The sequence below is a fragment of the Mycobacteroides sp. H003 genome, assembly GCF_001440135.1.
GTDB classification, from domain to species: Bacteria; Actinomycetota; Actinomycetes; order Mycobacteriales; family Mycobacteriaceae; genus Mycobacterium; species Mycobacterium gwanakae.
In genome coordinates, this window is sequence record NZ_LJYL01000015.1 from 59,035 (window position 1) to 82,356 (window position 23,322).

General features: G+C 63.8%; 22 protein-coding genes. 7 read left to right on the forward strand and 15 right to left on the reverse strand.

Going from position 1 to position 23,322, the window contains the following annotated elements:
• Positions 1-101 precede the first annotated feature (101 nt).
• Positions 102-1,592, forward strand: a complete 1,491-nt coding sequence (locus AOT87_RS10860) for an adenylate/guanylate cyclase domain-containing protein (RefSeq protein WP_044104857.1) — start codon at positions 102-104, stop codon at positions 1,590-1,592.
• Here the strand turns inward: AOT87_RS10860 and topA are convergent.
• The 3 genes from topA to AOT87_RS10875 all read right to left on the reverse strand — a co-directional run bounded on the left by topA (position 1,589) and on the right by AOT87_RS10875 (position 5,450).
• Positions 1,589-4,366 carry a type I DNA topoisomerase gene (gene topA / locus AOT87_RS10865; protein ID WP_057967161.1) on the reverse strand — a complete coding sequence of 926 codons (2,778 nt, stop codon included), beginning with the start codon at positions 4,364-4,366 and terminating at the stop codon, positions 1,589-1,591. The two genes, AOT87_RS10860 and topA, sit on opposite strands and share 4 nt — an antisense overlap.
• A gap of 186 nt (positions 4,367-4,552) precedes the next feature.
• Positions 4,553-5,131: a hypothetical protein gene (locus AOT87_RS10870; protein ID WP_030095869.1), complete on the reverse strand. Its 579-nt coding sequence runs from the start codon at positions 5,129-5,131 to the stop codon at positions 4,553-4,555.
• A 115-nt stretch (positions 5,132-5,246) separates the two neighbouring features.
• Complete coding sequence (locus AOT87_RS10875; RefSeq protein ID WP_005064941.1) at positions 5,247-5,450, reverse strand: cold-shock protein; 204 nt, start codon at positions 5,448-5,450, stop codon at positions 5,247-5,249.
• Positions 5,451-5,791: 341 nt separating this feature from the next.
• Between AOT87_RS10875 and AOT87_RS10880 the strand changes: the two genes are divergently transcribed.
• Positions 5,792-8,101: a DEAD/DEAH box helicase gene (locus AOT87_RS10880; RefSeq protein WP_057967162.1), complete on the forward strand. Its 2,310-nt coding sequence runs from the start codon at positions 5,792-5,794 to the stop codon at positions 8,099-8,101.
• Here AOT87_RS10880 and AOT87_RS10885 read toward each other — a convergent pair.
• Complete coding sequence (locus tag AOT87_RS10885) at positions 8,098-9,138, reverse strand: NADH:flavin oxidoreductase/NADH oxidase (RefSeq protein WP_057967163.1); 1,041 nt, start codon at positions 9,136-9,138, stop codon at positions 8,098-8,100. The two genes, AOT87_RS10880 and AOT87_RS10885, sit on opposite strands and share 4 nt — an antisense overlap.
• Positions 9,139-9,231: 93 nt before the next feature.
• A complete protein-coding gene (locus AOT87_RS10890; protein WP_057967164.1) occupies positions 9,232-10,191 on the reverse strand; it encodes an alpha/beta hydrolase in 960 nt (319 codons plus the stop codon).
• 46 nt (positions 10,192-10,237) lie between these two features.
• On the opposite strand from AOT87_RS10890, the gene AOT87_RS10895 reads away from it, so the two are divergent.
• From AOT87_RS10895 to AOT87_RS10905, 3 genes are read left to right on the forward strand one after another with little or no spacing between them, the layout of a single operon-like run.
• Positions 10,238-10,882, forward strand: a complete 645-nt coding sequence (locus AOT87_RS10895) for a TetR/AcrR family transcriptional regulator (protein ID WP_057967165.1) — start codon at positions 10,238-10,240, stop codon at positions 10,880-10,882.
• Positions 10,883-10,912: 30 nt separating this feature from the next.
• A complete protein-coding gene (locus AOT87_RS10900) occupies positions 10,913-11,833 on the forward strand; it encodes a carbon-nitrogen hydrolase family protein (protein WP_057967166.1) in 921 nt (306 codons plus the stop codon).
• Positions 11,830-12,198, forward strand: coding sequence for a hypothetical protein (locus AOT87_RS10905; RefSeq protein ID WP_046252344.1), 369 nt, complete (start codon positions 11,830-11,832; stop codon positions 12,196-12,198). The genes AOT87_RS10900 and AOT87_RS10905 overlap by 4 nt, the downstream gene beginning before the upstream one ends.
• 21 nt (positions 12,199-12,219) lie before the next feature.
• On the opposite strand, the gene AOT87_RS10910 is transcribed toward AOT87_RS10905, so the two are convergent.
• From AOT87_RS10910 to AOT87_RS10920, 3 genes are all read right to left on the reverse strand, one after another.
• Positions 12,220-13,059: a class I SAM-dependent methyltransferase gene (locus AOT87_RS10910; protein WP_057967183.1), complete on the reverse strand. Its 840-nt coding sequence runs from the start codon at positions 13,057-13,059 to the stop codon at positions 12,220-12,222.
• Between the two features lie 66 nt (positions 13,060-13,125).
• On the reverse strand, positions 13,126-16,068 hold the full coding sequence (locus AOT87_RS10915) for an RND family transporter (RefSeq protein WP_057967184.1): 2,943 nt from the start codon (positions 16,066-16,068) through the stop codon (positions 13,126-13,128).
• Positions 16,065-16,526, reverse strand: a complete 462-nt coding sequence (locus AOT87_RS10920) for an MmpS family transport accessory protein (RefSeq protein ID WP_057967167.1) — start codon at positions 16,524-16,526, stop codon at positions 16,065-16,067. Before AOT87_RS10920 ends, AOT87_RS10915 begins: the two co-directional genes overlap by 4 nt.
• A 129-nt stretch (positions 16,527-16,655) precedes the next feature.
• On the opposite strand from AOT87_RS10920, the gene AOT87_RS10925 reads away from it, so the two are divergent.
• Positions 16,656-17,291: a TetR/AcrR family transcriptional regulator gene (locus AOT87_RS10925; RefSeq protein WP_030095880.1), complete on the forward strand. Its 636-nt coding sequence runs from the start codon at positions 16,656-16,658 to the stop codon at positions 17,289-17,291.
• 12 nt (positions 17,292-17,303) lie between these two features.
• On the opposite strand, the gene AOT87_RS29310 is transcribed toward AOT87_RS10925, so the two are convergent.
• Genes AOT87_RS29310 through ssd form a run of 7 tightly spaced genes read right to left on the reverse strand, consistent with a single transcriptional unit; the run spans position 17,304 to position 21,797 of the window.
• The gene (locus AOT87_RS29310) at positions 17,304-17,687 is read right to left on the reverse strand and encodes an Rv3654c family TadE-like protein (RefSeq protein ID WP_256364551.1); all 384 of its coding nucleotides are present in this window, start codon (positions 17,685-17,687) and stop codon (positions 17,304-17,306) included.
• Positions 17,647-17,931 (reverse strand): TadE family type IV pilus minor pilin, encoded by a 285-nt coding sequence (locus tag AOT87_RS29315; protein WP_272936775.1) that lies wholly within the window; start codon positions 17,929-17,931, stop codon positions 17,647-17,649. Before AOT87_RS29315 ends, AOT87_RS29310 begins: the two co-directional genes overlap by 41 nt.
• Before the next feature lie 41 nt (positions 17,932-17,972).
• Positions 17,973-18,164 (reverse strand): DUF4244 domain-containing protein, encoded by a 192-nt coding sequence (locus AOT87_RS27760; protein WP_081343320.1) that lies wholly within the window; start codon positions 18,162-18,164, stop codon positions 17,973-17,975.
• Between the two features lie 51 nt (positions 18,165-18,215).
• Positions 18,216-18,800: a type II secretion system F family protein gene (locus AOT87_RS10940; protein WP_057967169.1), complete on the reverse strand. Its 585-nt coding sequence runs from the start codon at positions 18,798-18,800 to the stop codon at positions 18,216-18,218.
• A complete protein-coding gene (locus AOT87_RS10945) occupies positions 18,797-19,570 on the reverse strand; it encodes a type II secretion system F family protein (protein ID WP_057967170.1) in 774 nt (257 codons plus the stop codon). The genes AOT87_RS10940 and AOT87_RS10945 overlap by 4 nt, the downstream gene beginning before the upstream one ends.
• Positions 19,567-20,727 carry a TadA family conjugal transfer-associated ATPase gene (locus AOT87_RS10950; protein WP_057967171.1) on the reverse strand — a complete coding sequence of 387 codons (1,161 nt, stop codon included), beginning with the start codon at positions 20,725-20,727 and terminating at the stop codon, positions 19,567-19,569. Before AOT87_RS10950 ends, AOT87_RS10945 begins: the two co-directional genes overlap by 4 nt.
• Complete coding sequence (gene ssd / locus AOT87_RS10955; protein ID WP_057967186.1) at positions 20,724-21,797, reverse strand: septum site-determining protein Ssd; 1,074 nt, start codon at positions 21,795-21,797, stop codon at positions 20,724-20,726. Before ssd ends, AOT87_RS10950 begins: the two co-directional genes overlap by 4 nt.
• A 386-nt stretch (positions 21,798-22,183) precedes the next feature.
• On the opposite strand from ssd, the gene AOT87_RS10960 reads away from it, so the two are divergent.
• The gene (locus tag AOT87_RS10960) at positions 22,184-23,065 is read left to right on the forward strand and encodes an HAD-IB family hydrolase (protein WP_030095888.1); all 882 of its coding nucleotides are present in this window, start codon (positions 22,184-22,186) and stop codon (positions 23,063-23,065) included.
• Positions 23,066-23,322 lie beyond the last annotated feature (257 nt).

The window sequence follows — 23,322 nt, forward strand, 5'->3', positions numbered from 1 at the left end:
CTGCCGTCACCGCCGACAGCTACGGTTAACGAGTGACTGGCGCGGAAGGAAGGGCAGACCAGCGCCCACTCGCACGCGCAGCCCGGTATTCACGATGGGTCATGCGCACCCCATGGCCTCTTTTCATCATGGGTATCGCACAGTCGAACCTGGTCGGGGCCCTGTTCGTCTTGGGCTTCCTGCGCTTCGGCCTGCCGCCGAGCGACAGGGTGGAACTGTCAGAGCTTGGCACCGCACGGCTCATCATCCTCGGCGTCTCGCTGTTCATCCTGTTCATTGCCGGCGCCATCGTCAGCACCTACCTGCTGTTACCGGTTCTGCGCTGGCAGTACAGCTCCCCGGACTTCGAATCCGAAGGATCGGAGTCTGTGCGCGTCCGTGCCCTGCAGATGCCCTTCTACCGCACCGTCATCAGCGTCGCGACCTGGCTCGTGGGTGGTGCGATCTTCGTCGCCGTCACCTGGTCATCCACCCATAGCTCGGTACTGGTCGCGGCATTCGCGACCGTGCTGGGCGCCACCACCACCAGCATCATCGGCTACCTGCAGTCCGAGCGCGTCCTGCGCCCGGTAGCGATTCAGGCATTGCGCCGTGGCGTGCCGGAAAATGTCACCGCCCCAGGGGTCATCGTCCGCCAGATACTCACCTGGGCATTGAGCACCGGCGTGCCGATCCTGGCGATCGTGCTCACCGTCGTGGGCCAACGCGCCGGATATCTGAAGTCCAATGCCGACAACCTCACCGGGTCCATCCTGATCCTGGCGATCATCGCGCTGGCGATCGGTTTGATGGGCACGCTGCTGGTGGCCACCTCGATCGCCGACCCGCTGCGCCAATTACGTTGGGCACTCAGCGAAGTGCAGCGCGGCAACTACAACGCCCACGTGCCCATCTATGACGCGAGCGAGCTCGGACTGCTGCAGGCCGGGTTCAACGACATGGTGCGCGATCTCGGTGAACGGCAACGCCTGCGCGACCTCTTCGGCCGCTACGTCGGTGAGGATGTCGCACGCCGGGCACTCGAGTACGGCACCGAACTCGGCGGTCAAGAGCGCAGTGTCGCTGTGCTTTTCGTCGACCTGGTGGGATCTACCCAATTGGCGTCGACACGCGGGCCAGCGGTGGTCGTCAGGGTTCTCAACGAGTTCTTCCGGGTCATCGTCGATACCGTCAACAAGCACGGCGGCTTCGTCAACAAATTCCAGGGTGACGCTGCGCTGGCCATCTTCGGCGCGCCCATCGACCACCCCGATGGCGCCGCGGCGGCGCTGGCAGCCGCCCGCGAGCTGGCCCATGAACTCACCAGCGTGCTGGGCTCCAACGACTTTGGCATCGGAGTCTCGGCGGGACGAGCCATCGCCGGCCACATCGGGGCACAGGCGCGTTTCGAGTACACCGTCATCGGCGATCCCGTGAATGAGGCTGCCCGGCTGACCGAGCTGGCCAAGAACGAACCCGGGAACGTGCTGGCGTCCGCCTCCGCGGTCATGGAGGCACGCGACCAAGAGGCTCTGCGCTGGGACGTCGGTGAAACCGTCGAACTGCGCGGCCGCAACGTGTCCACTCAGGTGGCACGCCCGCGCCGCATCTAGGTCGCCTTCTTGGCGGCCTTCTTCGCCGGGGCCTTCTTGGCGGGAGCCTTCTTTGCCGCCTTCGCCGGCGCCTTCTTGACGCGCTTCACCGGACCCCGCGCCCGACGGTCGGCAAGCAGCTCCGAGGCACGCTCATCGGTGATCGACAGCACGTCATCGCCCTTACGCAGGCTGGCGTTGGTCTCACCGTCGGTGACGTACGGGCCGAAGCGGCCGTCCTTGATCACCATCGGTTTGCCGGTCGCCGAATCCGCACCGAGCTCACGCAGCGGAGCCGCCGAAGCCGCCTGACCGCCGCGACGTTTCGGCTCGGAGTAGATCTTTAGCGCCTCGTCGAGGGTGATGGTGAACATCTGATCCTCGGTGGCAAGCGATCGAGAATCGGTGCCGCGCTTGAGGTATGGGCCGTACCGCCCGTTCTGGGCGGTGATCTCCTCGCCGTTAGCGGGATCGACACCGACCACGCGCGGCAAGGACAGCAGCTTGAGCGCGTCGTCGAGCGTCACCGTCTCCAACGTCATGGACTTCAGCAGCGAGCCGGTACGCGGCTTGGGCCCCTCCACCTTCTTGGCGCCGCGCTTAGGCTTCGCATCCGCCTCGGCGGCGTCCAGCTGCTCCGGCGGTGCGGGCAGCACCTCGGTGACGTAGGGACCGAAACGTCCATCCTTGGCGACGATTTCGTGCCCGGACTCCGGGTCAACACCCAGCGTCCGGCCCTCCTGTGGAATCGCGAACAGCTGCTCTGCCATCTCGACGGTCAGTTCGTCGGGGGTGACGCCGTCCTTGACGTTGGCGCGCTGCGGGGTCGGTTCCCCGTCGTCGCCGGTGATCATTCGCTCCAGGTACGGGCCATTCTTTCCGACCCGCACATAGATGGGGCGCCCCTGGTCGTCGTCGAACAGCTTGATCGAGTTGACCTCGCGGGCGTCGATCTCCTCGAGATTCACACCCACCAGGCGCTTGAGTCCGCCGGCCCGGGCGACCGAACCTTCGACACCGTGCTCGCCACCAAAGTAGAAGGCGTTCAACCAGTTTGTGCGCCGTTCGTTACCGGAGGCGATCTCGTCGAGGTCATCCTCCATCGCCGCGGTGAAGTCATAGTCGACCAGCCGGCCGAAGTGTTGTTCCAGCAGTCCGATCACCGCGAACGCGGTCCATGAGGGCACCAGCGCACTGCCGCGCTTGTGCACGTAGCCGCGGTCCTGGATGGTCCGGATGATCGACGAGTAGGTCGACGGACGCCCAATACCCAACTCTTCCAACGCCTTGATGAGCGAGGCCTCGGTGTAACGAGCGGGCGGATTGGTGGTGTGTCCGTCTGCGGACAGCTCGGCGACCGTGACGGTCTGGCCCTGCTTGAGCTGCGGGAGACGACGTTCCTCGTCGTCTGCCTCGCCGCCGGCCAGCTCATCCACGGTCTCGACGTACGCCGACAAGAAGCCGGGGAAGGTGATGGTGCGGCCACTGGCGGTGAACACCACCTGCTCGCCGGAGGTGGCGGTGCCGGCCAACCGCAGGCTCAGCGTGGTCCCGCGTGCATCGGCCATCTGCGAGGCAACGGTGCGTTGCCAGATCAGCTCGTACAGACGGAATTCGTCATTGTCGATCAGTGAATGCAATTGTCCCGGAGTTTTGAAAGTCTCGCCTGCGGGACGAATAGCCTCGTGCGCTTCCTGCGCATTTTTCACCTTGCGCGTGTATTGCCGCGGCGACGGGTGCACATATTCGCTTCCGTACAACTCCGCTGCTTGACTACGCGCGGCAGTCAATGCCGATTCGGACAGTGTCGTGGAATCGGTACGCATATAAGTGATGTAGCCGTTTTCATACAGCCGCTGCGCAATGCTCATGGTGCGCTCGGAGGAGAACCGCAGCTTGCGCCCGGCTTCCTGCTGCAGCGTCGATGTCATGAACGGCGGGTACGGCTTGCGGGTGTACGGCTTTTCCTCGGCGGAGGCGACCGTCAGAGTGGCCTGAGCCAGTCCGGCGACCAGGGCGTTGGCCCGCACCTCATCGAGAACCAGCACGTCGTCGGCCTTCTTGACCTGGCCCAGCGAGTCGAAGTCGCGGCCGGAAGCCACGCGCAGCGCGTCAACGCTCAGCAGGCGGGCGTTGAAACGCGGAGGCTTGGCCTCGCTGCCGGCGTCCAGTTCGGCACCCAGATCCCAGTACCCGGCGCTGCGGAACGCCATGCGATCGCGTTCACGCTGAACGATGATCCGGGTGGCCACCGACTGCACGCGCCCGGCGGACAGGTTCCGGCCGACCTTCTTCCACAGCACGGGGCTGACCTCGTAGCCGTAGAGCCGGTCCAGGATGCGGCGGGTCTCCTGTGCGTCGACGAGGTTGTTGTCGAGGTCACGGGGGTCCTGAGCGGCCGCAAGAATGGCTTGTTCGGTGATCTCGTGGAAGACCATGCGCCTAACGGGCACCTTGGGCTTGAGAGTCTCCAGCAGGTGCCAGGCGATGGCCTCACCCTCGCGGTCACCGTCCGTTGCGAGATAGAGCTCGTCAACGTCCTTCAGTAGGCCCTTGAGTTCGGTGACGGTGCCCTTCTTATCGGGGCTGACGATGTAAAGCGGCTCGAAGTCTTCGTCGACGTTCACCCCGAGTCGAGCCCAGGGTTCGGACTTGTACTTGGCCGGAACGTCGGCAGCGGCACGGGGCAGGTCCCGGATGTGGCCACGCGAGGACTCGACGACGTATCCGTCGCCGAGGTAGCCAGCGATCTTGCGGGCCTTCGTCGGTGATTCGACGATGACGAGCCGTCGCACTGCTTCGTCTCCTTACCTGCGCATTCAGCCGCATATGTACGGTGTAGGGGCGGTCCACCGTGGTCACAAGATGACACCCCCGCGCCAATTGCGCAAACCTAGCCTTTCATATCGGCTTCGGTATTCCCGATGTCAGGGTGGCTAAAAGTGTGTCCGTGTCGCCGTTAAACCGCTGATAAAACCCGGTTATACCCTCGGCCAAACACGAAATGCATCGGTATCGCCGGGTGGTTCCCCGATGTTTTCGAGCAGCCGCCCCAGCCGGCGTCGCCCACTGATTCGTAACGCGGGATTGGCGCCACGTGTTCCGATCAAGGTTGGGGCAATGCCCACGCGCATCAGCGCGGCCGCCAGCGTCGAATGGGTATCGGGAGCGTGCGGGTCCAGTCCGAGGAGGTACCGATCGGCTTCCGGTGCGCCCGCCGCAAGCACCCAGGCCCGCAATTCACGAGCACCTGGTAACCATTGCGCTGGGACGGTTTTCACCGCGCCCCGAGTCCACTCACGCGCGATCGGGAGCACCGCGGGATCGATGGCGGTACGCACCAGCGGATGGTTCTCGTCGGTGTGACCGACCTCGGCCTGTAAACCGGTTTCGGTGATCATCTCGGCCAGTGCCAGCGCACGCCACGGCTGGTCCACGACCACCGAGATCCGTGCGCCCGCGCCACTGACCACAACCTGGCCCGGTCCGGCCAGCAGCCCCGCCAGATCGGTGACCTCGGGAGGCACCGATTCGGCGGAAAAGAAGGACAGCTGGCTCACAGTCACAGACAGTACTTTCTCCGCGCACCAGTAGGCCCTACCCGCGCGCGGAGAGATTCTTGGAACCAGAAACGCCCCCGGCCATGGCCAGGGGCGTTCCTTCGACGGATGTGGGTCAGACGGCGCGGACGCCGGTAGCCTGGGGGCCCTTGGGGCTCTGGCCTACCTCGAACTCAACCTTCTGGTTCTCTTCCAGGGTACGGAATCCGTTGCCCTGAATCTCCGTGTAGTGGACGAAGACGTCGGCGGAGCCGTCCTCGGGAGCAATGAACCCGAAGCCCTTTTCCGCGTTGAACCACTTCACAGTTCCCTGTGGCATTTCTTGATTTTCCTTCTCTTACACCGGGTGCGACGCGCCGTTCGGTACGTCGGGCCCCGTTCCGACCGCCATACCCCGTGAAGAAGACCCTCGCAGGAACCGCGACCGCAACGTCGATCCTGCGAGTGCAAAACACGAACACAGAAGCTGCGACCGCCCTAAGTAGAGCATGTTTAGAGCGTTGGCGATAGCGGTGAGCCAGATAATTGATAGGAAGTTCGGTGAACAGTGGCGAAACTTCGGCCCCCTTTTGGCCTGCCTTACCCTGGCATTATGGCCAGATGCGGTAGCGGACTCGACACCGTTTTGGCACAAGTGTGCAGGTCACGAGGGGTTTTGCGGTGACCGTCGGCTATGGCCGTGAACTGCTGGATCTCATCGTGGCCGGTACGCCCAGCGGCGAAACTCCAGTGCGGCATATTTGCGATATTCCTGCTCGAAATGCCGAGGTCGCGGTGTGGCCGCAGTGGGTACACCGCGACGCGATCACTGCTTTTGCCGCCCAAGGAGTGACCGATCCGTGGTCGCACCAGGTCGCCGCCGCCTCGCTGGCATTCGCGGGCCGCCATGTGGTGGTAGCCACCGGCACAGCTTCCGGGAAGTCGGTGGCCTATCAATTGCCGATTCTGACCGCGCTGGCCGCAGAGCCGCGGGCCCGTGCGCTCTATCTCGCACCCACCAAGGCACTCGGCCACGACCAGTTGCGCTCGATACGCGAATTGATCACGGGGATCGACAGTTTCGATCGAGTGCTGCCCTGCGCGTATGACGGCGACAGCTCCAACGAGTTGCGGCGGTTCGCGCGCGAGAGCTCGCGGTGGATCTTCACCAATCCCGACATGATGCACGTGTCACTGCTGCACAACCACACCCGCTGGTCGGCATTCCTGCGCGGATTGCGCTATCTGGTGGTGGACGAATGTCATTACTACCGTGGGGTTTTCGGGTCAAATGTGGCTCTCGTGCTGCAGCGACTGCTGCGCTTGTGCGCACGCTATGGTTCGCATCCAACAGTGGTGTTCGCCAGCGCCACAACCTCTAATCCGGGCGCCGCGGCGCACGCGTTGATCGGTCAGCCGGTCGAAGAAGTCATCGCAGACGGTTCTCCACACGGGATGCGCACGGTGGCGCTCTGGGAACCGCCGCTGCTTCCGATCACCGGAGAGAACGGGGCACCCGTGCGACGCCCGGTAAGCACCGAGGCATCCCGACTGCTCGCCGATTTGGTCCAGGAGGGCGCGCGGACCTTGACGTTCGTCCGATCGCGGCGCGGCGCGGAGATGACGGCGCTCGGCGCCGCCCATCGGCTCGCGGAGGTCGATCCGGCACTGGCGTCGCAAGTGGCGGCGTACCGGGCGGGCTATCTGCCGGAGGACCGCCGGGCGCTGGAACAGGCGTTGTCGACGGGCGCATTGACCGGTGCGGCGACCACGAACGCTCTTGAGCTGGGCGTCGATATCGCCGGTTTGGATGCCGTTGTGGTGGCTGGTTTTCCGGGCACCGTGGCCTCATTCTGGCAGCAGGCGGGACGCTCCGGGCGCCGGGGACAGGGGTCGTTGGTGGTACTGGTCGCTCGCGACGATCCGCTGGACACCTACCTGGTTCACCATCCGGGCGCGCTGTTGGACAAGCCGATTGAGGCGGTGGTGATCGATCCGACCAATCCACATGTGCTGCGCCCCCATCTGCTGTGCGCGGCAACTGAATTACCGCTGACAGAGGACGATGTGCGATCCCTGGATGCTGGAGATGTGGTCGCCCAGCTCGTTGACGACGGGCTACTACGCAAGCGGCCCGGCGGATACTTTGCAGCCCCCGGCCTCAACCCGTATGCGGCGGTGGATATCCGTGGATCTATCGGCGGGCAGGTGATGATCCTGGAGGCCGATACCGGGCGAGTGTTGGGAACCGTCGACTCCGGGCGGGCCCCCGCGACAGTTCATCCGGGCGCAGTCTATTTGCATTCCGGTGAGACCTACCTGGTCGATTCGCTCGATTTCGGTGATGGAATCGCTTTGGTGCACAACGCCACTCCAGACTATTCGACGTTCGCCCGGTCGACCATCGATATCGCGATCACCGGCGAGGGCGAGCGGATCGATCTGGGTGACATCCAGATAGGGCTGGTACCGGTGGACGTTACCCACCAGGTGATCGGCTATCTACGCAAGCTGGCGACCGGCGAGATCCTGGACTTCGTCGAGCTCGATATGCCCTCCTCAACGCTGAGTACCAAGGCGGTGATGTACACCATCACCCCGGAAGCGTTGGCGGGCATCGACATCGAGGCACTGGCCACGCCCGGCGCCCTGCATGCGGCCGAGCATGCCGCGATAGGCCTGCTGCCGTTGGTGGCCAGCTGTGATCGTGGCGACATCGGCGGAGTGTCCACCGCGCTGCAAGCCGAAACCGGGCTACCAACGGTGTTCGTGTACGACGGCCACCCGGGTGGTGCAGGTTTTGCCGCCCGCGGATATCAGCAGCTCGCGATCTGGCTGGGCGCCACGGCTGACGCCATCGAGGCGTGTGAATGCGAGGCCGGGTGCCCGTCCTGTGTGCAATCACCCAAGTGTGGCAACGGAAACTCCCCACTGGACAAGGCCGCGGCCGTCAAGGTGCTGCGGTTGGTGCTGTCTCGACTACCCGGCTAGAAGGCGCGGGCATACTGCTTGGGAACCACCGGGCTCAGCTCAGCGCCCAGCTCCCGGGCCGCGCGCCGTGGCCAATACGGGTCGCGCAATAGTTCGCGGCCCAGCAACACCGCGGCTGCGGGAAGCGTTGTTTCGGTCTGGATGCGACGAGCGAATCGCACCTGATATCCGGGCCCCGTAGGAATCCGGACATGTGGCACGTTGCCGCCCGTCGACACGTCGATGAGATCCACCCCACGCGCCTGCAGCAGCCTGGCCAGCTCGACGGTCTGGTCGGGCGTCCAGCTGTCTGCCTCCAGCCCGGGCTCCTCGGACACCCAGTCAGTGGCCGACACCCTGACGAAAAGCGGCAGGTGTTCGGGCCAGACCGTACGTACCGCCGCGACAGTGTCCAGGGTGAGCTTCACCCGGCCGGCGAAAGACCCGCCGTACTCATCGGTGCGGGTATTGCTTGCCGGAGAGAGGAATTGGTGCTGAATGTAGCCGTGGGCGGCATGCACCTCAAGCACCTGGAAACCCGCCCGCAACGCGCGCTGTGCGGCAACCACGTAGTCATCGATGATCGCGTTGAGATCAGCGGGCGTGGCCGCCACCGGCGGCTCGAAGTCACCATACGGCGCGTTGGTGGGTCCAATTGTCTCCCAGCTCAATGGATCTGAGGGGTTCAGTGAGAGATGCCCGTCCCATGGTGCGACGGTAGACGCCTTACGTCCGGCATGCCCGAGCTGTACCCCGGGAATCGCACCAAACTCCTTAACCGCGCCCACGATGGAGGCCCAGGCCTGCTCTTGGGTGTCGTTCCACAGCCCGGTGTCGTACGGGGAGAGTCGCCCTCGCGCGTTGACGGCGGTTGCCTCGGTGAACACCAGCCCAGCACCACCGACCGCCCGGCTGATCAAGTGCGTGCGGTGCCAATCGTTGGGTGTACCGGTCAAGGGACCGGTGGGGTCGGCCGAGTACTGGCACATCGGCGACAGCCAGATCCTGTTGGGAATGGTGATGTCGCGCAGCCGGTACGGCTCGAACAGCAGGCTCATGGTGCGAAGGCTCCTCGCGTCGGGTCGACGGCCAGCCTGGCTGGCCCGGCACAATCCAACGCAGACAGGCGCGGGATGCTTCCCGCGCCCTATTTAGCCTGCCTGTTCGGTTGCCGGTCCCTGCTCGACCGCGGAGAGCGCCTCCCGCACGAAGTCGGCGGACAGCACGACCGCCTCAGCGGTATCGCGCGAGACCGCGATGGCCGGGAAAGCGTGCAGCTGCCACGAGTAGCTGTGCACCTTGGCAACCACGCCTGCGGTGGTGAGCTTCTCGGCGAGCTCCAGAGCATCCGGCTCCAGGAACTCATCCTGCGCGGTGATGAGCAGCGTAGGCGGAAACGCCTCGACAGGCACCGAAATCACCCGCCGCTCGCCAGTGAATTCCACTGGGCCCCTGTCGAATTTGGGTGCGAGCTTGGCGAGCTTGCCCTTGGGTAAATATGCGTCATGGCGGCTGGTGCTGGCCGGATTGGACGCCAGGTCCAGATCCAGCAGCGGCGAATACCCGACATAGGCAACGGGTTTCGGAAGTCCATGGGCGTGCGCATGCTCAATGACCTTGCCGCTCAGGTACCCGCCGGCCGAGTCACCGACGATCACCACCCGCGCGTAGTCCTGCAGCAGCTCGCGATAGGCCTGCACCGCATCCGCCACCGAGGTACCCACCCCGGCCACCGGCAGCTGCCGGTAGTCGAGCACGTAGACCGGGATCTGAAGCTGGCGCGCCAGCAAGCCGGTGATCTTGCGGTGGGTGGCGGGTCCGCACGCGATGAAGGCGCCACCGTGCAGATACAGGATGGCCGTATCGGAATCACTTGCTTGCGTCCCCGCCGGCACCATCAGATCCGTAGGCCGGTCGGCCAGGGCGATCCGCGTCCGCTGAATGCCGGGCGCATCGGGTCCCCGTTGGGCGCCCTGGTCCAGCCATTTGAGCTGGCGAAGACCGGCGTCGAGGATCGGAAACAGGATCAACAGCGGCTTGACGAACAGCAGCACAAACAAAAACGGCAACCGGGCCTTGAGACCCGACTTGGGGTGCAGGGTGACGACCATCCGCTAACGCTACCGCCAGGGGATCGCACACCCGTAACCTCGGTGGGTGCCTGAGACCAAGGGTCGACGTCAAGACCGCCGGACCGCCGTCACGACTGCGGCAATCCTCGACGCGGCCGAAGCACTTTTCGTGGAGCGCGGGTTCCATGCGGTCACCATGGACGCCATCGCCGATACCGCCGATCTCGCGGTTGGTTCGATCTATCACCACTTCAAGAACAAAGAGCGTCTCTATCTCGCACTCGTCGAGCGCGCCTTGCTGGTCAACGAGGAGGCGATGGCAAAGGCCTTCGGCAAGGGGCGCACGCCGATGGAGGAGCTGCGCGCTGCCAGTGATGCCTACTGCGATTTCCATCTGCAGAACCCCGGGTACTTCCGCATGATCGCCCTGCGCACTCTCGACGTTCCCCCCGGAGATATGGCCGACGAAGTCGAGCGCCGGATTGCCGACAAGGTCGAGTCGCTGGTCGGCGACATCGCCGATGTGCTCCGCCGCGCCGACGCCGCAGGTGAGCTGTACTGCACAGATCCGGTCCGGACGTCCCTCTTTCTGTGGGGCGCATGGAATGGCGTGTTATCGCTCAATTTGCGTCCTGACCGGCTGCGCCTCGAGCCTGCCGAGATGCAACGCGTCTTGGCCTTGGGACGCGAAATCATCGAGCGTGGCCTCGTCCGCAACAAAGTCTTGTAGAAGCGTTCGGTTTTGTAGTAGCGTTCGGTTATGGTGCTGGCGGCGGCGATCCAACTCGAAGCAGTTATCGGCGATGTCGCCGCGAACCTGGACAGGTGCTCCACGCTCGCCGATAAGGCCGGCCAATCCGGCGCGCGCATCATCGCGTTGCCCGAGTTCTTTACCAGCGGGATCGCCTTCGATCCCTCCTTGAAAAATGCCACCCTGCCCTTCTCGGGCGAGGCCACCGAACTGCTGCGCTCAGTGGCCCGTCGCTACGACGCGCTCGTCGGCGGCTCGTTCCTGTGCCGGGACGAGGACGGGCACGTCCGCAACGCCTACGTCGCGGCGGACGCGACGGGAGTGGTCGGGCGCCACGACAAAGACCTGCCGACCATGTGGGAGAACTCCTTCTACGTCGGCGGCCGGGACGACGGGGTGTTCCGCGCGGGCGCGTATGACGTTGGGGCTGCCGTGTGTTGGGAGCTGATGCGCACCCGCACTGCACAACGTATGCGTTCACGGGTCGACCTGGTGATGACCGGTTCTGGCTGGTGGTCCGTACCTCCATGGCACCCACGCTCGACATTCGAGGGGATGGAACGCCGCAACCACGAGACAGCCCGGGCCGCGGCGGGCACCTTCGCCAAATACGTTGGAGCACCGGTTGTTCACGCTGCACACGTCGGCGATTTGCGCTGCGCTATGCCTTGGATTCCCCTCGAGTACCGGGGGCATTTTGAGGGTTCCACACTAATCACCGATGGTGCCGGGCATATCATCGCCGAACGTCGCCCCGAACAGGGACAGGGCATTCTCCTCGGCGAGATCGACCTCGGACGCCAGGCACCCACGACTGAGATTCCCGACCGCTTCTGGCTGCATCCCCGCGGCGCACTCCCCACCGCCGCATGGCATTACCAACGGTGGCATGGCCGGCGGTGGTATCGCAGAAACATGGTCAGCGCATGAACCTCGTCGTCCGCATCGGCCTACTCGAGCTGGCATTCGGGGCAATGATGGGGTGGGCGGTGGCCGCCAACTTCCTTGCCCCGCAACTGCTCAAGCGCATCGGTGTAACGAACGGCCGCAGGTTTCTCCAGGCCCATCTGGACTACATCATGATGGGAATACTCCTGATCGCGGTGGGGCTCGCCGTGCCGGGAATGCCCGGCTGGCTGGCCGCCGTCGTAGTCTTTGGCGCGCTGCTGAACCCAACCCTGTTTCTGCCGATGGCATTCAAGGAGAATGTTACGTCCACCGCGGTTTTCAAGGCTGTCACGTTCACCTCATTCGTCGCGACCAGTGGCGGTCTGGCTTTGGTTGCAGTTCAATAGGATTGACAACCGCAGCCCGCGCTAGGCCGGCTTCGTGGCCTTGATCGTGTATGTCAGGGGCATAACACCCGATCGCTCGCTCAGCGCCCATTCACCTCCGGGCCGCGGCGCCATGTGGCCGGGAAGTGCCTCCCAGGGAACACTGTCGTGCTCGATGAGGAGATCGAGGCGCAGACCGCTGGCGATCAGAGCCGTCACGATCTCGCCGAGAGAGTGGTTCCATTCGTAGGTCGTTGAAGCCTGAATGACCTTGTCCGTCGGGACGTATGTTTGACCGTCGTCCCATTCCAACGGTTCGTCGTGCTCGAAGTACGGGTACCGCAGACATAACTCGGCACCCACGGAATCATCTATCGACCACAAGATCGGATGTCCTTCGCGGATGACTAGAGCCCCACCGGGAGCAAGGAGCGCCGAGACCACCTCCGACCATGCGTCAACGCGCGGGAGCCAGCACAGCGCCCCAATTCCGGTGTAGACAAGGTCGAAGCTATTGCACGGCAGCACTTTTGCTGCATCATGGACGTCTGCCTCTACGAAGGTCACGACATCACCCGTCTCGGCAGCCAGTGTCCGAGCCTCCCGGATAGCGTCCTGTGAAAAATCCAGGCCAGTCGCTACGGCGCCCAGACGGGCCAACGAGATCGTGTCCGTACCAATATGGCACTGCAGGTGCACGGCGTTCTTGCCTGCGATGTCACCGAGCACCGGCAGATCGAAACTGACGACATCCGAGAGCAACGCGCCGTTGTCGACGAAGTCCTGCACTTGATATCCCGAGCCATCGCGTGCCGCGTGAATTGCGGCCCGCTCGTTCCAGTTGGCTCGATTTGCACCCAACCAACCAGCTCTGTCACTCATGGTTGCCATCCTATTGGCGCGTACAACCTATTTAGCTGTACGGACAATGATCAGGTCGGCAATCTGTTAAACCGTTGCGGTAGTGGGCTCCTCCGGTTGCGGGCCACGTTCGGGCTCGTCTCTAAACGTGGCGCGTTTCCGGGTGGGGAGTTTCTGCGGCCACCAGAACCAGGGCCCCAGGAGCCTGGCCAACGGCATGACCAGGAACAGCCGGACGATCATCATGTCGAAGATCAGGCCGATGCAGATAGTGGACCCCGCCTGGCCGATGTTGACCACATCGCTGGAGAGCATGGCCAGCATGGTGCCGGCGAGCACGAATGCCGCGGTGACGGCAACGTTGCCCGAGCCTGCGATGGTACGAATCAGACCGGTGCGTATTCCGGCAGAGAGCTCTTCGCGGTATCGGGAGAGCAATAGCAGGTTGTAGTCGCAACCCACCCCCACCAGCACGATGAACGCAATAGGCAGCGTCAGCCAATGCAATTCGATACCGATCAAGGTTTCCCAGATGAATGCCGCCAAGCCAAGGGAGCCCAGGAAAGACAGCACCACAGTGATCAGGACAATCACCGAACCGGCCAGGGTGCGGGTGATCACCATGACGATCAGGAACACCAGACCGAACGTCGCCAACATCATCGTCAAGATGTCGTTCATGGAAAATGCCTGCACATCACGGTAATTCGCGGATGCACCGGCTACCAGCAGATCGACATTGGACAGCGACGTCCCCTTGATCGCCTCGTGGGCGGCGGACTCGGCGCGCTGAATCTGATCAATGCCCTGGGGACTCATCGCTTCGCCCTCGTGGTAGATCAGAATCCGTGCGCCCTTGCCGTCAGGGGTCATCATGAACTTCAACCCTGTCTGAAAGTCCTTAGTTTTGAACGACTCCGGCGGCATGAAGAAGAAGTCGTCATTCTTGGCGTTGTCGAAGGCCTTACCCATATCGACCATCGGGTCGATCATGGGCTCCAGCTGGGCGATGGTGGCGTGGAAGAGGCTTTGCATCGTCAAGGTCAGCTGCTGCATGACGGCCATGTTCTGCACCATGGCATTGAGCTGCGTGATCATCTGCGGAGTGGCCGCATCAACCATGCTCAGCCCGTCTACCATCGGGCCCAGTTGCGAGGTCGCTTCGTCAATGTTGTCGACGGACTCATTCAACGAGCGCATGGCCCAACAGATCGGAATGTCGAAACAGTGAGGCTCCCAATACAAATAGTTACGTATCGGGCGGAAGAAGTCATCGAAGTTGGACAGGTTGTCGCGCGTCTTCTCCATCGCGGCCTTCAGACCCCGGGAAGCCTCCACGGACATCTGCGTACCCGCGGACAGCTGCCCGGTGATGTTCGCCATGTTCTTGCTCAACTCCATCATGTCCCCCATCCGGGCGGCCATGGTGTCGATGTCGGTTACGCGGTCTTTCAGGAACCCCAGATTCTGACCGATCTTGGTTCCCATCGAACCCATCGCATACGGCAGCGAGGCGTGTTCCAGCGGCCGGCCATTCGGCCGGGTAATGCTTTGCACCATCGAAATACCCGGCGTACGAACAATGTTCTTCGCGATCCGGTCCAGACTGATCATGTCGGTGGTGTTGCGCATGTCGTGATCGGCCTTGATGTACAAGGTGTCGATCGAGAGCTGACTCGGCTGGAAATGCCGGTCCGCGGCGTCATAGCCGCGAGACGACTCGACACTCTTGGGGGCGTAATCGCGATCGTTGTAGCTCACCGTGTAGTTGGCCAGGTTCGCGATACACAATGGAATCACCAGCGCTGCAACCGCAATCATCGCGACAGGCCACTTGGCGATCGCCGTGCCCAGCTTGCGCCAGACCGGGCTGGTCTTGGCCGGCTCGGAGAGCCAGGGGATCTTGCTACCCAGTGTCAACAGGGCCGGCCCCAGCGTGAGCGCCGCGATAACGGCGACGACCATTGCCACAAAACACGGTGGCCCCAACGTCCGGAAGTAGTCGAGGGTCGTCAGGCTCAGGCACAGGCACGCACCCGATATCGCAATGCCCGATCCCAGAACAACGTGGGCCACGCTGCGCACCGAGGTGTAGTAGGCGGACTCCCGGTCCTCCCCCGCGCGCCGGGCCTCCTGAAAACGGCCCAGGTAAAAGATCCCGTAATCGGTGGCGACACCGAGAACCAATGACACGGCCATGTTCATCGCGAACGACGAGATCCCGATGACGTGGTTTTCGACCAGAAGGGAGACCACGCCACGGGCCGTGGCCAGTGTGATCAACACTCCGATCAACGGGATGATTGCTCGAGTGAACGAGCGGTAGGCGATGAGCAGCATCGCGATGATCACCACGATGGTGACGATCGTCAGCGTGACCATGCTCTCGTCGGCGGCATTGAGAGTGTCCGAGGCCAGGGGTGCCGGCCCACTCACGTAGACCGTGAGCCCTTCAGGCTTGTCCTTGTCCAGCTTTTCGATGATGCCGCGGATGGCCTTGATCGACCTGTTCGAGTCGGCGTCACCCAAATCTCCGGCAGGACGCACGGTGAGCGTTGCGGCCTGCGCGTCGGCGCTCTGCTGACCCGACCTGGTGACAGGGTCGCCCCACAGATTCATGAGCGACTGCACATGCTCTTTATCGTCGAGTAGACGGCGAACCATCTCGTCGTAGTAGCGGTGGTCCTGCTCGCCGAGCGTGCGGCCCTGAGCCTCCAGGACGACTACCGCCATGCTGGTGTAGTCGGACTCTTCGAAGTCCTGCCCCTGCGTGATGGCAGCGGCCGACGAGGGTGCGTCACGGGGAATCATCGCCTTGGCATTGGCCGCGGTCGTTTCTTCCAGGGTGGGCACGAAAATGTTGAGGGCTGCGGCCGCCAGCACCCAGAAGATGACCACCGGAATCGCCAGCACGCGGAGCAATCGCGCAGGCCCAGGGCGCTTCTCGGGTTCCTGTGCCACCGGCGGTGCGGGCGCTACCAGTACCGGACCGGTCGTCGCGTCCTCCGGCGGCTGCTGACCCGACGTCATGCTGCCGTCACCGTGCATGCGACCGCGGCACTGGCATGGTTGACAACCTGTTCCTCGCGGACCTCGCCGTTGACCCGGATGCGGCAGCCCAGCGAGTCCCCGTCCACCTGGGCGACCAGGCTCAGCGACGCGGCCGACGACATCGTGGTTTCAGAGACCGACCACGGCAATGCGGTCAGCACGACGTCGACGGGTTCGCTGTTGAGGTTGGCATAGGACACCTTCCCGCTGGTTCCCAAATTGCCGAACACCTCGTAAGTGACGTTCTTGGGATTGATCTGAACAACCGTGGCCGGAATCGGGCGGGTGGTCGCCGGATGGCTGATTGCCTGCGACTTCTCTCGAATCCGATTGACTCCGAAGCCAACGACCACGATGACGATGAGCGCCACCAAAGGCATCCACAACGTGCCGAGAAGTCGACCGGCACGGCCTCGCGACTGTTTGTGCCGACTCATAGCTGAGTACCCCTGACCTGGACGGGATGGATAGCGGACACGCGATCCTCCTTGCCGCTCGTGTCGTTGTTACCTTCGGTAACATAGCTCTTGTTACCAAAAGTAACAAGTCGGCTAGGCTGTTGAACCATGGAGGCAGCTTTGACGTCCGGCGTGGGCTCGCGTCGTCCGTGGGCAGAGCGCCACGCGCACCTGCTGGATACCGCCGAGCAGTTGTTCTTCGAGCGCGGCTTCGCCGCAGTGTCGTTGAGCGATATCGCCCAGGCCGCAGGCGTCACCAAGCCCATTGCCTACCGTCACTTCACAACCAAAGATGGCGCATATCTGGCGTGCGCGCGGCGCGCACAGGCTGATTTCGCGCAGACGCTGATACAGCGGGTAGATCCCACGCTGACCGTGCGCGACCAGTTCGCCACCGCCGCCGACGTGTTCTTCGAGCTCTTGGAGACTCATCCCGAGCGGTGGGAACTTATTTACGGCAGCGCCGCGGTGTTGCCTGCCGAGTCACGTGAAGAACTCTCCGCCTTGCGGTTGGACAACATCGAGACTACCTACGCGCTGATCACCAAGGACCATCCCGACGTACCTAAGCTTTTCGCCGAAGGACTCTCGCACGCCATGTCCGGTGCAGCCGAACGCCTCGGGCATTGGTGGCAGTCCCGCCCCGACCTGGACCGCCAACACATGATCGACATCTACGTCGAAATCTTCTATGCCGCCGTGGCCCCCTATCTCGATTCACCGCCGTCAACAGACAAACGCTGATCAGTACCGCCGTCACCCGTCGCCGGTGACCGGTCCGGCACGGGCCGCCGCCCGGGCCGGACCCACACCGAACCGGCCTAACATCGCCGGAACACTCACCCCGACAACAACATCGAGGTCCTCAACTACGCAGCTGTTGACAGTGGCACCCATCCTCCGGGCAACAACGGCCACCTTGTCGCAGGCGGAAGCCGCGCCGTACAGCGCACGCTGTGCACCAGCCAGCGCAGATAGATCAGCGGCGGCCTGCGCGCGATGCCGCGCCACCACCGCCGAGCCCACCACGGCGCCTCCTGCGGTCAGCGCCAGCAGCACGACCATCATCGCCACCGCGACGATGGTCGCCGAGCCTTCCTCAGCCCTCGGGTTCCATCGCGGAAACCGATTCGGCGGCAATCGTGATGGCGGGCAACAACCGGCTTCTCGCGGTAACCCGCGCCACCACGTAATCACCGTCGCGCCGAACCTCGACCACTGCGCCGCGAGGAGCAAGGCGGTGTGCGACCCCTCTCCCGCCGCCTTCGTCACCGCGGGCGGCCAACCGTGCCGCCTCACGCGAGGCGTCCACACAACGCACCTGCATCGACACCGCTTGAATACCCACAGAACACAACACGAGTACCGTCACCAATGCTGCGATACCGAACGCGGCTTCGACGGTAACCGCTCCGGTGTCGCCCGCTAGACGGCGGCGTTGAGCGCGCGCGTGATGATGTTGGTAAGCGCACTGACAATCGAGTCCCCGGTGACCACCGTGTAGAGGATCGCTCCGAAGGCCGCCGCCGCGATCGTCCCGATCGCGTATTCGACGGTGGACATGCCGTCCTCTGACTCGACGACCACCACCATCCGCCGACGTAGCGTCGTCAAGATGTTGCGTATCAATGGATTCCCTCCCTTTCAACCCCGCGGTCGGTCCGCGGGTCACAGCACGCCACTACTGAACACATCCCGCGCCAAACCCATGACGACAGGCACAATGCCCAGACAGACGAAGGCCGGCAGAAAGCACAGACCCAGCGGCGCCCCGATAAGCACACCGGCCCGTTCCGCAGTGGCCACTGCCGAATCCAGCGCATCCCTGCGACACTGAGTGGCCAACGAGGCGATGCCATCAGCCATCACCGCACCGGAGTCGGCTGATCGCCGCGCCAGCCTGGTCAGCGCCTGCCGCTGCTCATATCCCGGATCATCCGACGCTCCCGGGTCAGCCCAGGCCGCAGACGCCGGTGCCCCCAAGGCGAGCATCTCCCCTGCGCGATTCAGGATGCGGGCCAGTTCCGACGGCGCGGACGACGACACCACTAACACGGCGGTTGCGACCGGCATCCCCGATCGAAGACACACGCTGAGCACATCAAGACTGAATGCCATTCCCAATAAACCCTTTTCAGCCACGCGGCGATCGGCAGAGACAATTGCGTCGGCACGCGACAGCCTGACCCGAGCACGCAACGCTCCCGGCGCGGTCACAATCGCCGCGGCCAGCATCAGCAGCGCTGCGGTCATCGCAATGCCTTCCCCGTAATAGCGTCGGACCACAGCAGACCTGCACACGCCAGAGCCACCCCAACAACGAGCAGCACGCCACCGAACCCACCTGAGCTCAGCACGGCGAGCGGTTTGGCTCCGATCATCTGCCCCAACCCGATTCCCGCTGCCGGCAGACCGGTGAGCACTGCCGCGGTCGCGCGAGGCCCGGCGAGCCCGGCGTTAACACGTGAGGTAAATCGTTGCCGCTCTTGCAGGTCCGTCCTACATGCGTCAAGCAGATCGGCAACCGCGAGACCGTGCCGCTGGGCCAGTGCCCAGCCGCAGCCGATCCGATTCCACTGGCCCGCCAATGGCCCCAGTCTCGGCATCGCCGGATCCAGTTTCACCCCGAGACGTGCGCGTGCGGCCATAGCCGCGAACACCTCCCCGACCGTTCCGCCAAGCTCCGCCGCAGTGATTTCGAATGCGTGCACCGGATGCGCGCCAACCCTCAGCTCGCCGACGAGGACATCAAGGCCGGACTCCAAAACAGCCAGTTCCTTCGACTGGACCTTCAACCGGGAGCGGCGACTCCACCACATGCACAAGGTTCCACCCACCACCCCCACCGCGATCACCACCGACAGAGGCAACAACCACAGGGCCGCCAGCACCAGCACTCCCACCGGGGCTGCCGCCAGTTTCCAGTTCCACCGCCGCGAGGAAGCCCTCTGCCATAAGCGTGAATGCCTTTGCGGTGCAACAAGTAACGCGACAGAGAGCAGCAGTAGGGCCTGCGGTGTCATGTAACACCCCGTGCGATCAATGCGTCGAACCGCTCCGCACCGGAACGAGGCCCACCGTCTAGATTCCATGCGGGTATCACCCGCGCTATCCCGTCGTCGCCCTTGCACACCACCGCGATCTCAGTCAGTTTCCGAATGTTCCCAAACCGCCTGATGTGACATACGCACTGAATCGCCGCGGCGAACTGCGAGTGGAGCGCGGCACGATCGAGCCCACCCAACGCCCCGAGCGCTTCCAGTCTTGCCGGGACCTCTGCCGGGGCGTTTGCGTGGACAGTTCCCGCACCTCCATCGTGACCGGTGTTCAGTGCGGTCAGTAGCTCAACCACCTCGGCGCCCCGCACCTCTCCCACCACGATGCGATCGGGTCGCATCCGTAACGCCTGCCGCACCAACTGGCGGAGGGTGACCTCTCCCACCCCCTCGACGTTGACGGTGCGTGCAGCCAACGTGACCACATGCGGATGACGCGGCGCGAGCTCGGCGGCGTCCTCGGCGCAGATGATGCGTTCCGATGGATGGACGGCTCCGAGCAGGGCCGATAGCAGCGTCGTCTTACCCGCGCCAGTTCCCCCCGTTACGAGGAAGGCCAACCGGGCCGCCAGCATCCCGCGAAGCAAGACTCCAGCGTCTTCAGCGACGGTGCCATCAGCGATCAGCTGATCCAAACCCTTAGCAGTCGGGCGTAATACGCGCAGCGAGACACATGTTCCGCCCACCGCGATCGGCGCCAGCACAGCATGAAGGCGTACCACTGAACGCGGTGGGCCGATCCCTGTCAGCTGACCGTCGACAAACGGTTGCGCGTCATCGAGACGTCGCCCCACCGCGAGAGCCAGCCGCTGCGCGAGTCGCCGCACGGCGGCCTCGTCGGCGAATCGCACTGCGGTGAGCCGCAATCCTTGACCGTCATCCACCCAGACCCGATCCGGCGCGGTGACCAAGACGTCTGTAACTCCGTCCGCGCCTAACAGTGGCTCGAGGATGCCCGCACCGGCCAGCTCACTTTGGAGCTCCTTTATGTTATGCAGCACATCGCTATCACCCAGTACGCCACCGGATTCAGCGCGTATCACTGCCGCTACCGCCGTAGGACGCAGCGTCGCGTTCTCGGTCGCGAGCCGTTCCCGAACTCGATCGATCAGCGATCCGGTCATGCCGCCGCCCCCTTGCCCTCCCGCGAGACCAGCGCCAGCACGGCGTGCGCGGCACCCGTCAACGGTGAACGGCGCGATAATCGCAGACCGCCGTTGTCGAGGCGATTGCCGAGATTCGGTTCCGGCCGCATCGCGGCGATCATTGGGGCCCCCACGATTTCGGCCACCTCGGCCGCCCGCAACCCGCTCGGAGCCGGACCTCGCACCACAACGCCGACGTTCGGATTGATGAGCTGTATCGCGCTGGTCACAAGCGCAGCGGCCGCGCAGGCTCGCACCTCAGCAGGTGTCACCACGACCACCAGATCCGCGCGCTCCAGTGCGGCCACACTTGTCGCACCGAGACGCCGCGGAAGGTCGACGATCACCGGCACGCCGGCGTCGCGTGCACTATCGATGACCCCACCGATCGCCTCCGTGTTGCCTCCGCCACCCGTTCTGTCGCCCGACACCACGACAAGCCCGCGCCGATGCGGCAGCGCACGTCGAAGAGCATCGAAACCCACTCGACCACTGCGCATATCGATGTCCGGCCAGCGCAGGCCCTCGACGTCCTCCCATCCGAGCAGTAGGTCGATTCCGCCTCCGTACGGATCGGCATCCACGATGAGCGCACCGCCCGGCACGCAGAGACCAATCGCCGCACACAGCACCGACGCACCGGCACCACCGCGTCCTCCCACCACCGCAATCACTGGGGCGCGACCCGCCGAGGCGCTGACCGGCATCGCCGCACATGCCTCGATGAGCCTGACTTCGTCCTCGGGCAACGTGAGCACCTGCTCGGCACCCACCGCGACCGCTCTGCGCCACATCTCACTTGTCGGCTCGTCCCCAGAGATGAGTAACACCCGAGCCCGACGAGGCAGTCTGATCACAGCTTCCAACGACGGGTCGGCTCCATCGAGCAGCACCGCACTCGCGCGGGTCCAGGCCTGTCTGCCGATCGAACCGGCATCGGTAGCGGTGATCAGTGGCCTGCCAGTCGCGGCGACGATCCGCTCGATGTCGTTGCCAAGCCGTCCATCGCCGACTGCCACAACGATCGGCTCCCCCGCATTTGCCTCCACGCGCTCCACCATCAAGGTTGCGCGACGTGAACGCCAGCGGCCTCATCGAGATTGGGGATGGACACGAATCTGTGGATAGATCCGGGATGAGCCGCAAAAAATCGGTGATAAACGTCCCCAGAAAAGAGGACGACCCTCGCCAGGGGGGGAGGAGGCGAGGGTCGTCGTGCTTCAGCCCCGGGGGGTCGGGCTGAGACACACTCGGCATAGCCGAGTAACCCCACTATACACACGAACCAGGTGAGGGTGGCAAGACCAATCGGCTGAAAAAAGCCAAAGAAAGGCAACCCTTCTTCTGGCGTAGCCGCGTTACCAGACTACCCCGGCTGAACTGGGACTTTACTGATGGACCCGACGATGTAGTCCGTGAGATCTATCCTCGAGCTGTGACCGACCACGCAACGGCACCCGGATCCTCTCCGTCTGTCGAAGACCGGGATGCCGCGGCCATCAGTGAGCCCACGGACGCCGGCCAAGCCCCCAGAACGGCGGCCTTCTTCGATCTGGATAAGACCGTGATCGCAAAGTCGAGCACCCTCGCCTTCAGCAAGCCGTTCTTCGATCAGGGCCTAATAAATAGACGCGCCGTCTTGAAATCGAGTTATGCGCAGTTCTTCTTCTTGCTGTCGGGTGCCGATCACGACCAGATGGATCGCATGCGCACACACATCACCAACATGTGTACGGGGTGGGATGTCGAACAGGTGAAGGCGATCGTGGCCGAGACACTGCACGACATCGTCGATCCGTTGGTGTTCGCCGAGGCGGCCGATCTGATCGCCGATCACAAACTCTGCGGCCGTGATGTTGTGGTGGTCTCGGCGTCCGGCGAAGAGATCGTGGCCCCCATTGCGCGCGCACTCGGCGCCACCCACGCCATGGCCACGCGCATGGTGGTGGAAGAAGGTAAGTACACCGGAGATGTCGCCTTCTACTGCTACGGGGAAGGCAAGGTGGCCGCGATCCAGGAACTCGCCAAGCGCGAGGGCTACCCACTGGAGCACTGCTACGCCTACTCCGATTCGATCACCGACCTGCCCATGTTGGAGTCTGTCGGTCACCCGACAGCCGTCAACCCGGACCGGGCGCTACGCAAGGAATCCATGGCACGCGGATGGCCGGTGCTGACGTTCTCACGGCCCGTGTCGCTGGGCGACCGGATACCCGTTCCCTCCGGCGCGGCGGCCGCCACCACGGCGGCCGTGGGGCTGAGCGCGATCGCCGCTGGCGCACTTACCTATTCGCTGATTCGCAAGCTACGGCCGTAGTACTAGACACATGTCACTTTCGGCACGCACGTAACAATGCAGTGACCAAACGAATTACCCCTTGATGTGACCGTCGTCTCAGTGTAGAAAGTAGGTACGGAAGCCTGGCAAGGCCAAGGTCGACCCGGAAGAGAAGGATCGATCTCCCGACCTAGGATTCCCAGCACGGACCACGGCACCCACGCGGAGCACGCCGCGACAAGGGCAGAAGCGTTGTGGGCCTGCGTAATCGCGAACAGAGACAATTCATCAGACTT

What these genes read in the sequence shown, in the direction of transcription:
- AOT87_RS10860 (WP_044104857.1), top strand. Translation starts at nt 102, where the DNA reads ATGCGCACCCCATGGCCTCTTTTCATCATGGGTATCGCACAGTCGAAC.
- AOT87_RS10920 (WP_057967167.1), bottom strand. Translation starts at nt 16,526, where the DNA reads ATGAGTCGGCACAAACAGTCGCGAGGCCGTGCCGGTCGACTTCTCGGC.
- AOT87_RS10875 (WP_005064941.1), bottom strand. Translation starts at nt 5,450, where the DNA reads ATGCCACAGGGAACTGTGAAGTGGTTCAACGCGGAAAAGGGCTTCGGG.
- AOT87_RS10900 (WP_057967166.1), top strand. Translation starts at nt 10,913, where the DNA reads ATGGTGCTGGCGGCGGCGATCCAACTCGAAGCAGTTATCGGCGATGTC.
- AOT87_RS10885 (WP_057967163.1), bottom strand. Translation starts at nt 9,138, where the DNA reads ATGAGCCTGCTGTTCGAGCCGTACCGGCTGCGCGACATCACCATTCCC.
- AOT87_RS10905 (WP_046252344.1), top strand. Translation starts at nt 11,830, where the DNA reads ATGAACCTCGTCGTCCGCATCGGCCTACTCGAGCTGGCATTCGGGGCA.
- AOT87_RS10925 (WP_030095880.1), top strand. Translation starts at nt 16,656, where the DNA reads ATGGAGGCAGCTTTGACGTCCGGCGTGGGCTCGCGTCGTCCGTGGGCA.
- AOT87_RS10915 (WP_057967184.1), bottom strand. Translation starts at nt 16,068, where the DNA reads ATGACGTCGGGTCAGCAGCCGCCGGAGGACGCGACGACCGGTCCGGTA.
- AOT87_RS10945 (WP_057967170.1), bottom strand. Translation starts at nt 19,570, where the DNA reads ATGACACCGCAGGCCCTACTGCTGCTCTCTGTCGCGTTACTTGTTGCA.
- AOT87_RS10950 (WP_057967171.1), bottom strand. Translation starts at nt 20,727, where the DNA reads ATGACCGGATCGCTGATCGATCGAGTTCGGGAACGGCTCGCGACCGAG.
- AOT87_RS10890 (WP_057967164.1), bottom strand. Translation starts at nt 10,191, where the DNA reads ATGGTCGTCACCCTGCACCCCAAGTCGGGTCTCAAGGCCCGGTTGCCG.
- AOT87_RS10940 (WP_057967169.1), bottom strand. Translation starts at nt 18,800, where the DNA reads ATGACCGCAGCGCTGCTGATGCTGGCCGCGGCGATTGTGACCGCGCCG.
- AOT87_RS10910 (WP_057967183.1), bottom strand. Translation starts at nt 13,059, where the DNA reads ATGAGTGACAGAGCTGGTTGGTTGGGTGCAAATCGAGCCAACTGGAAC.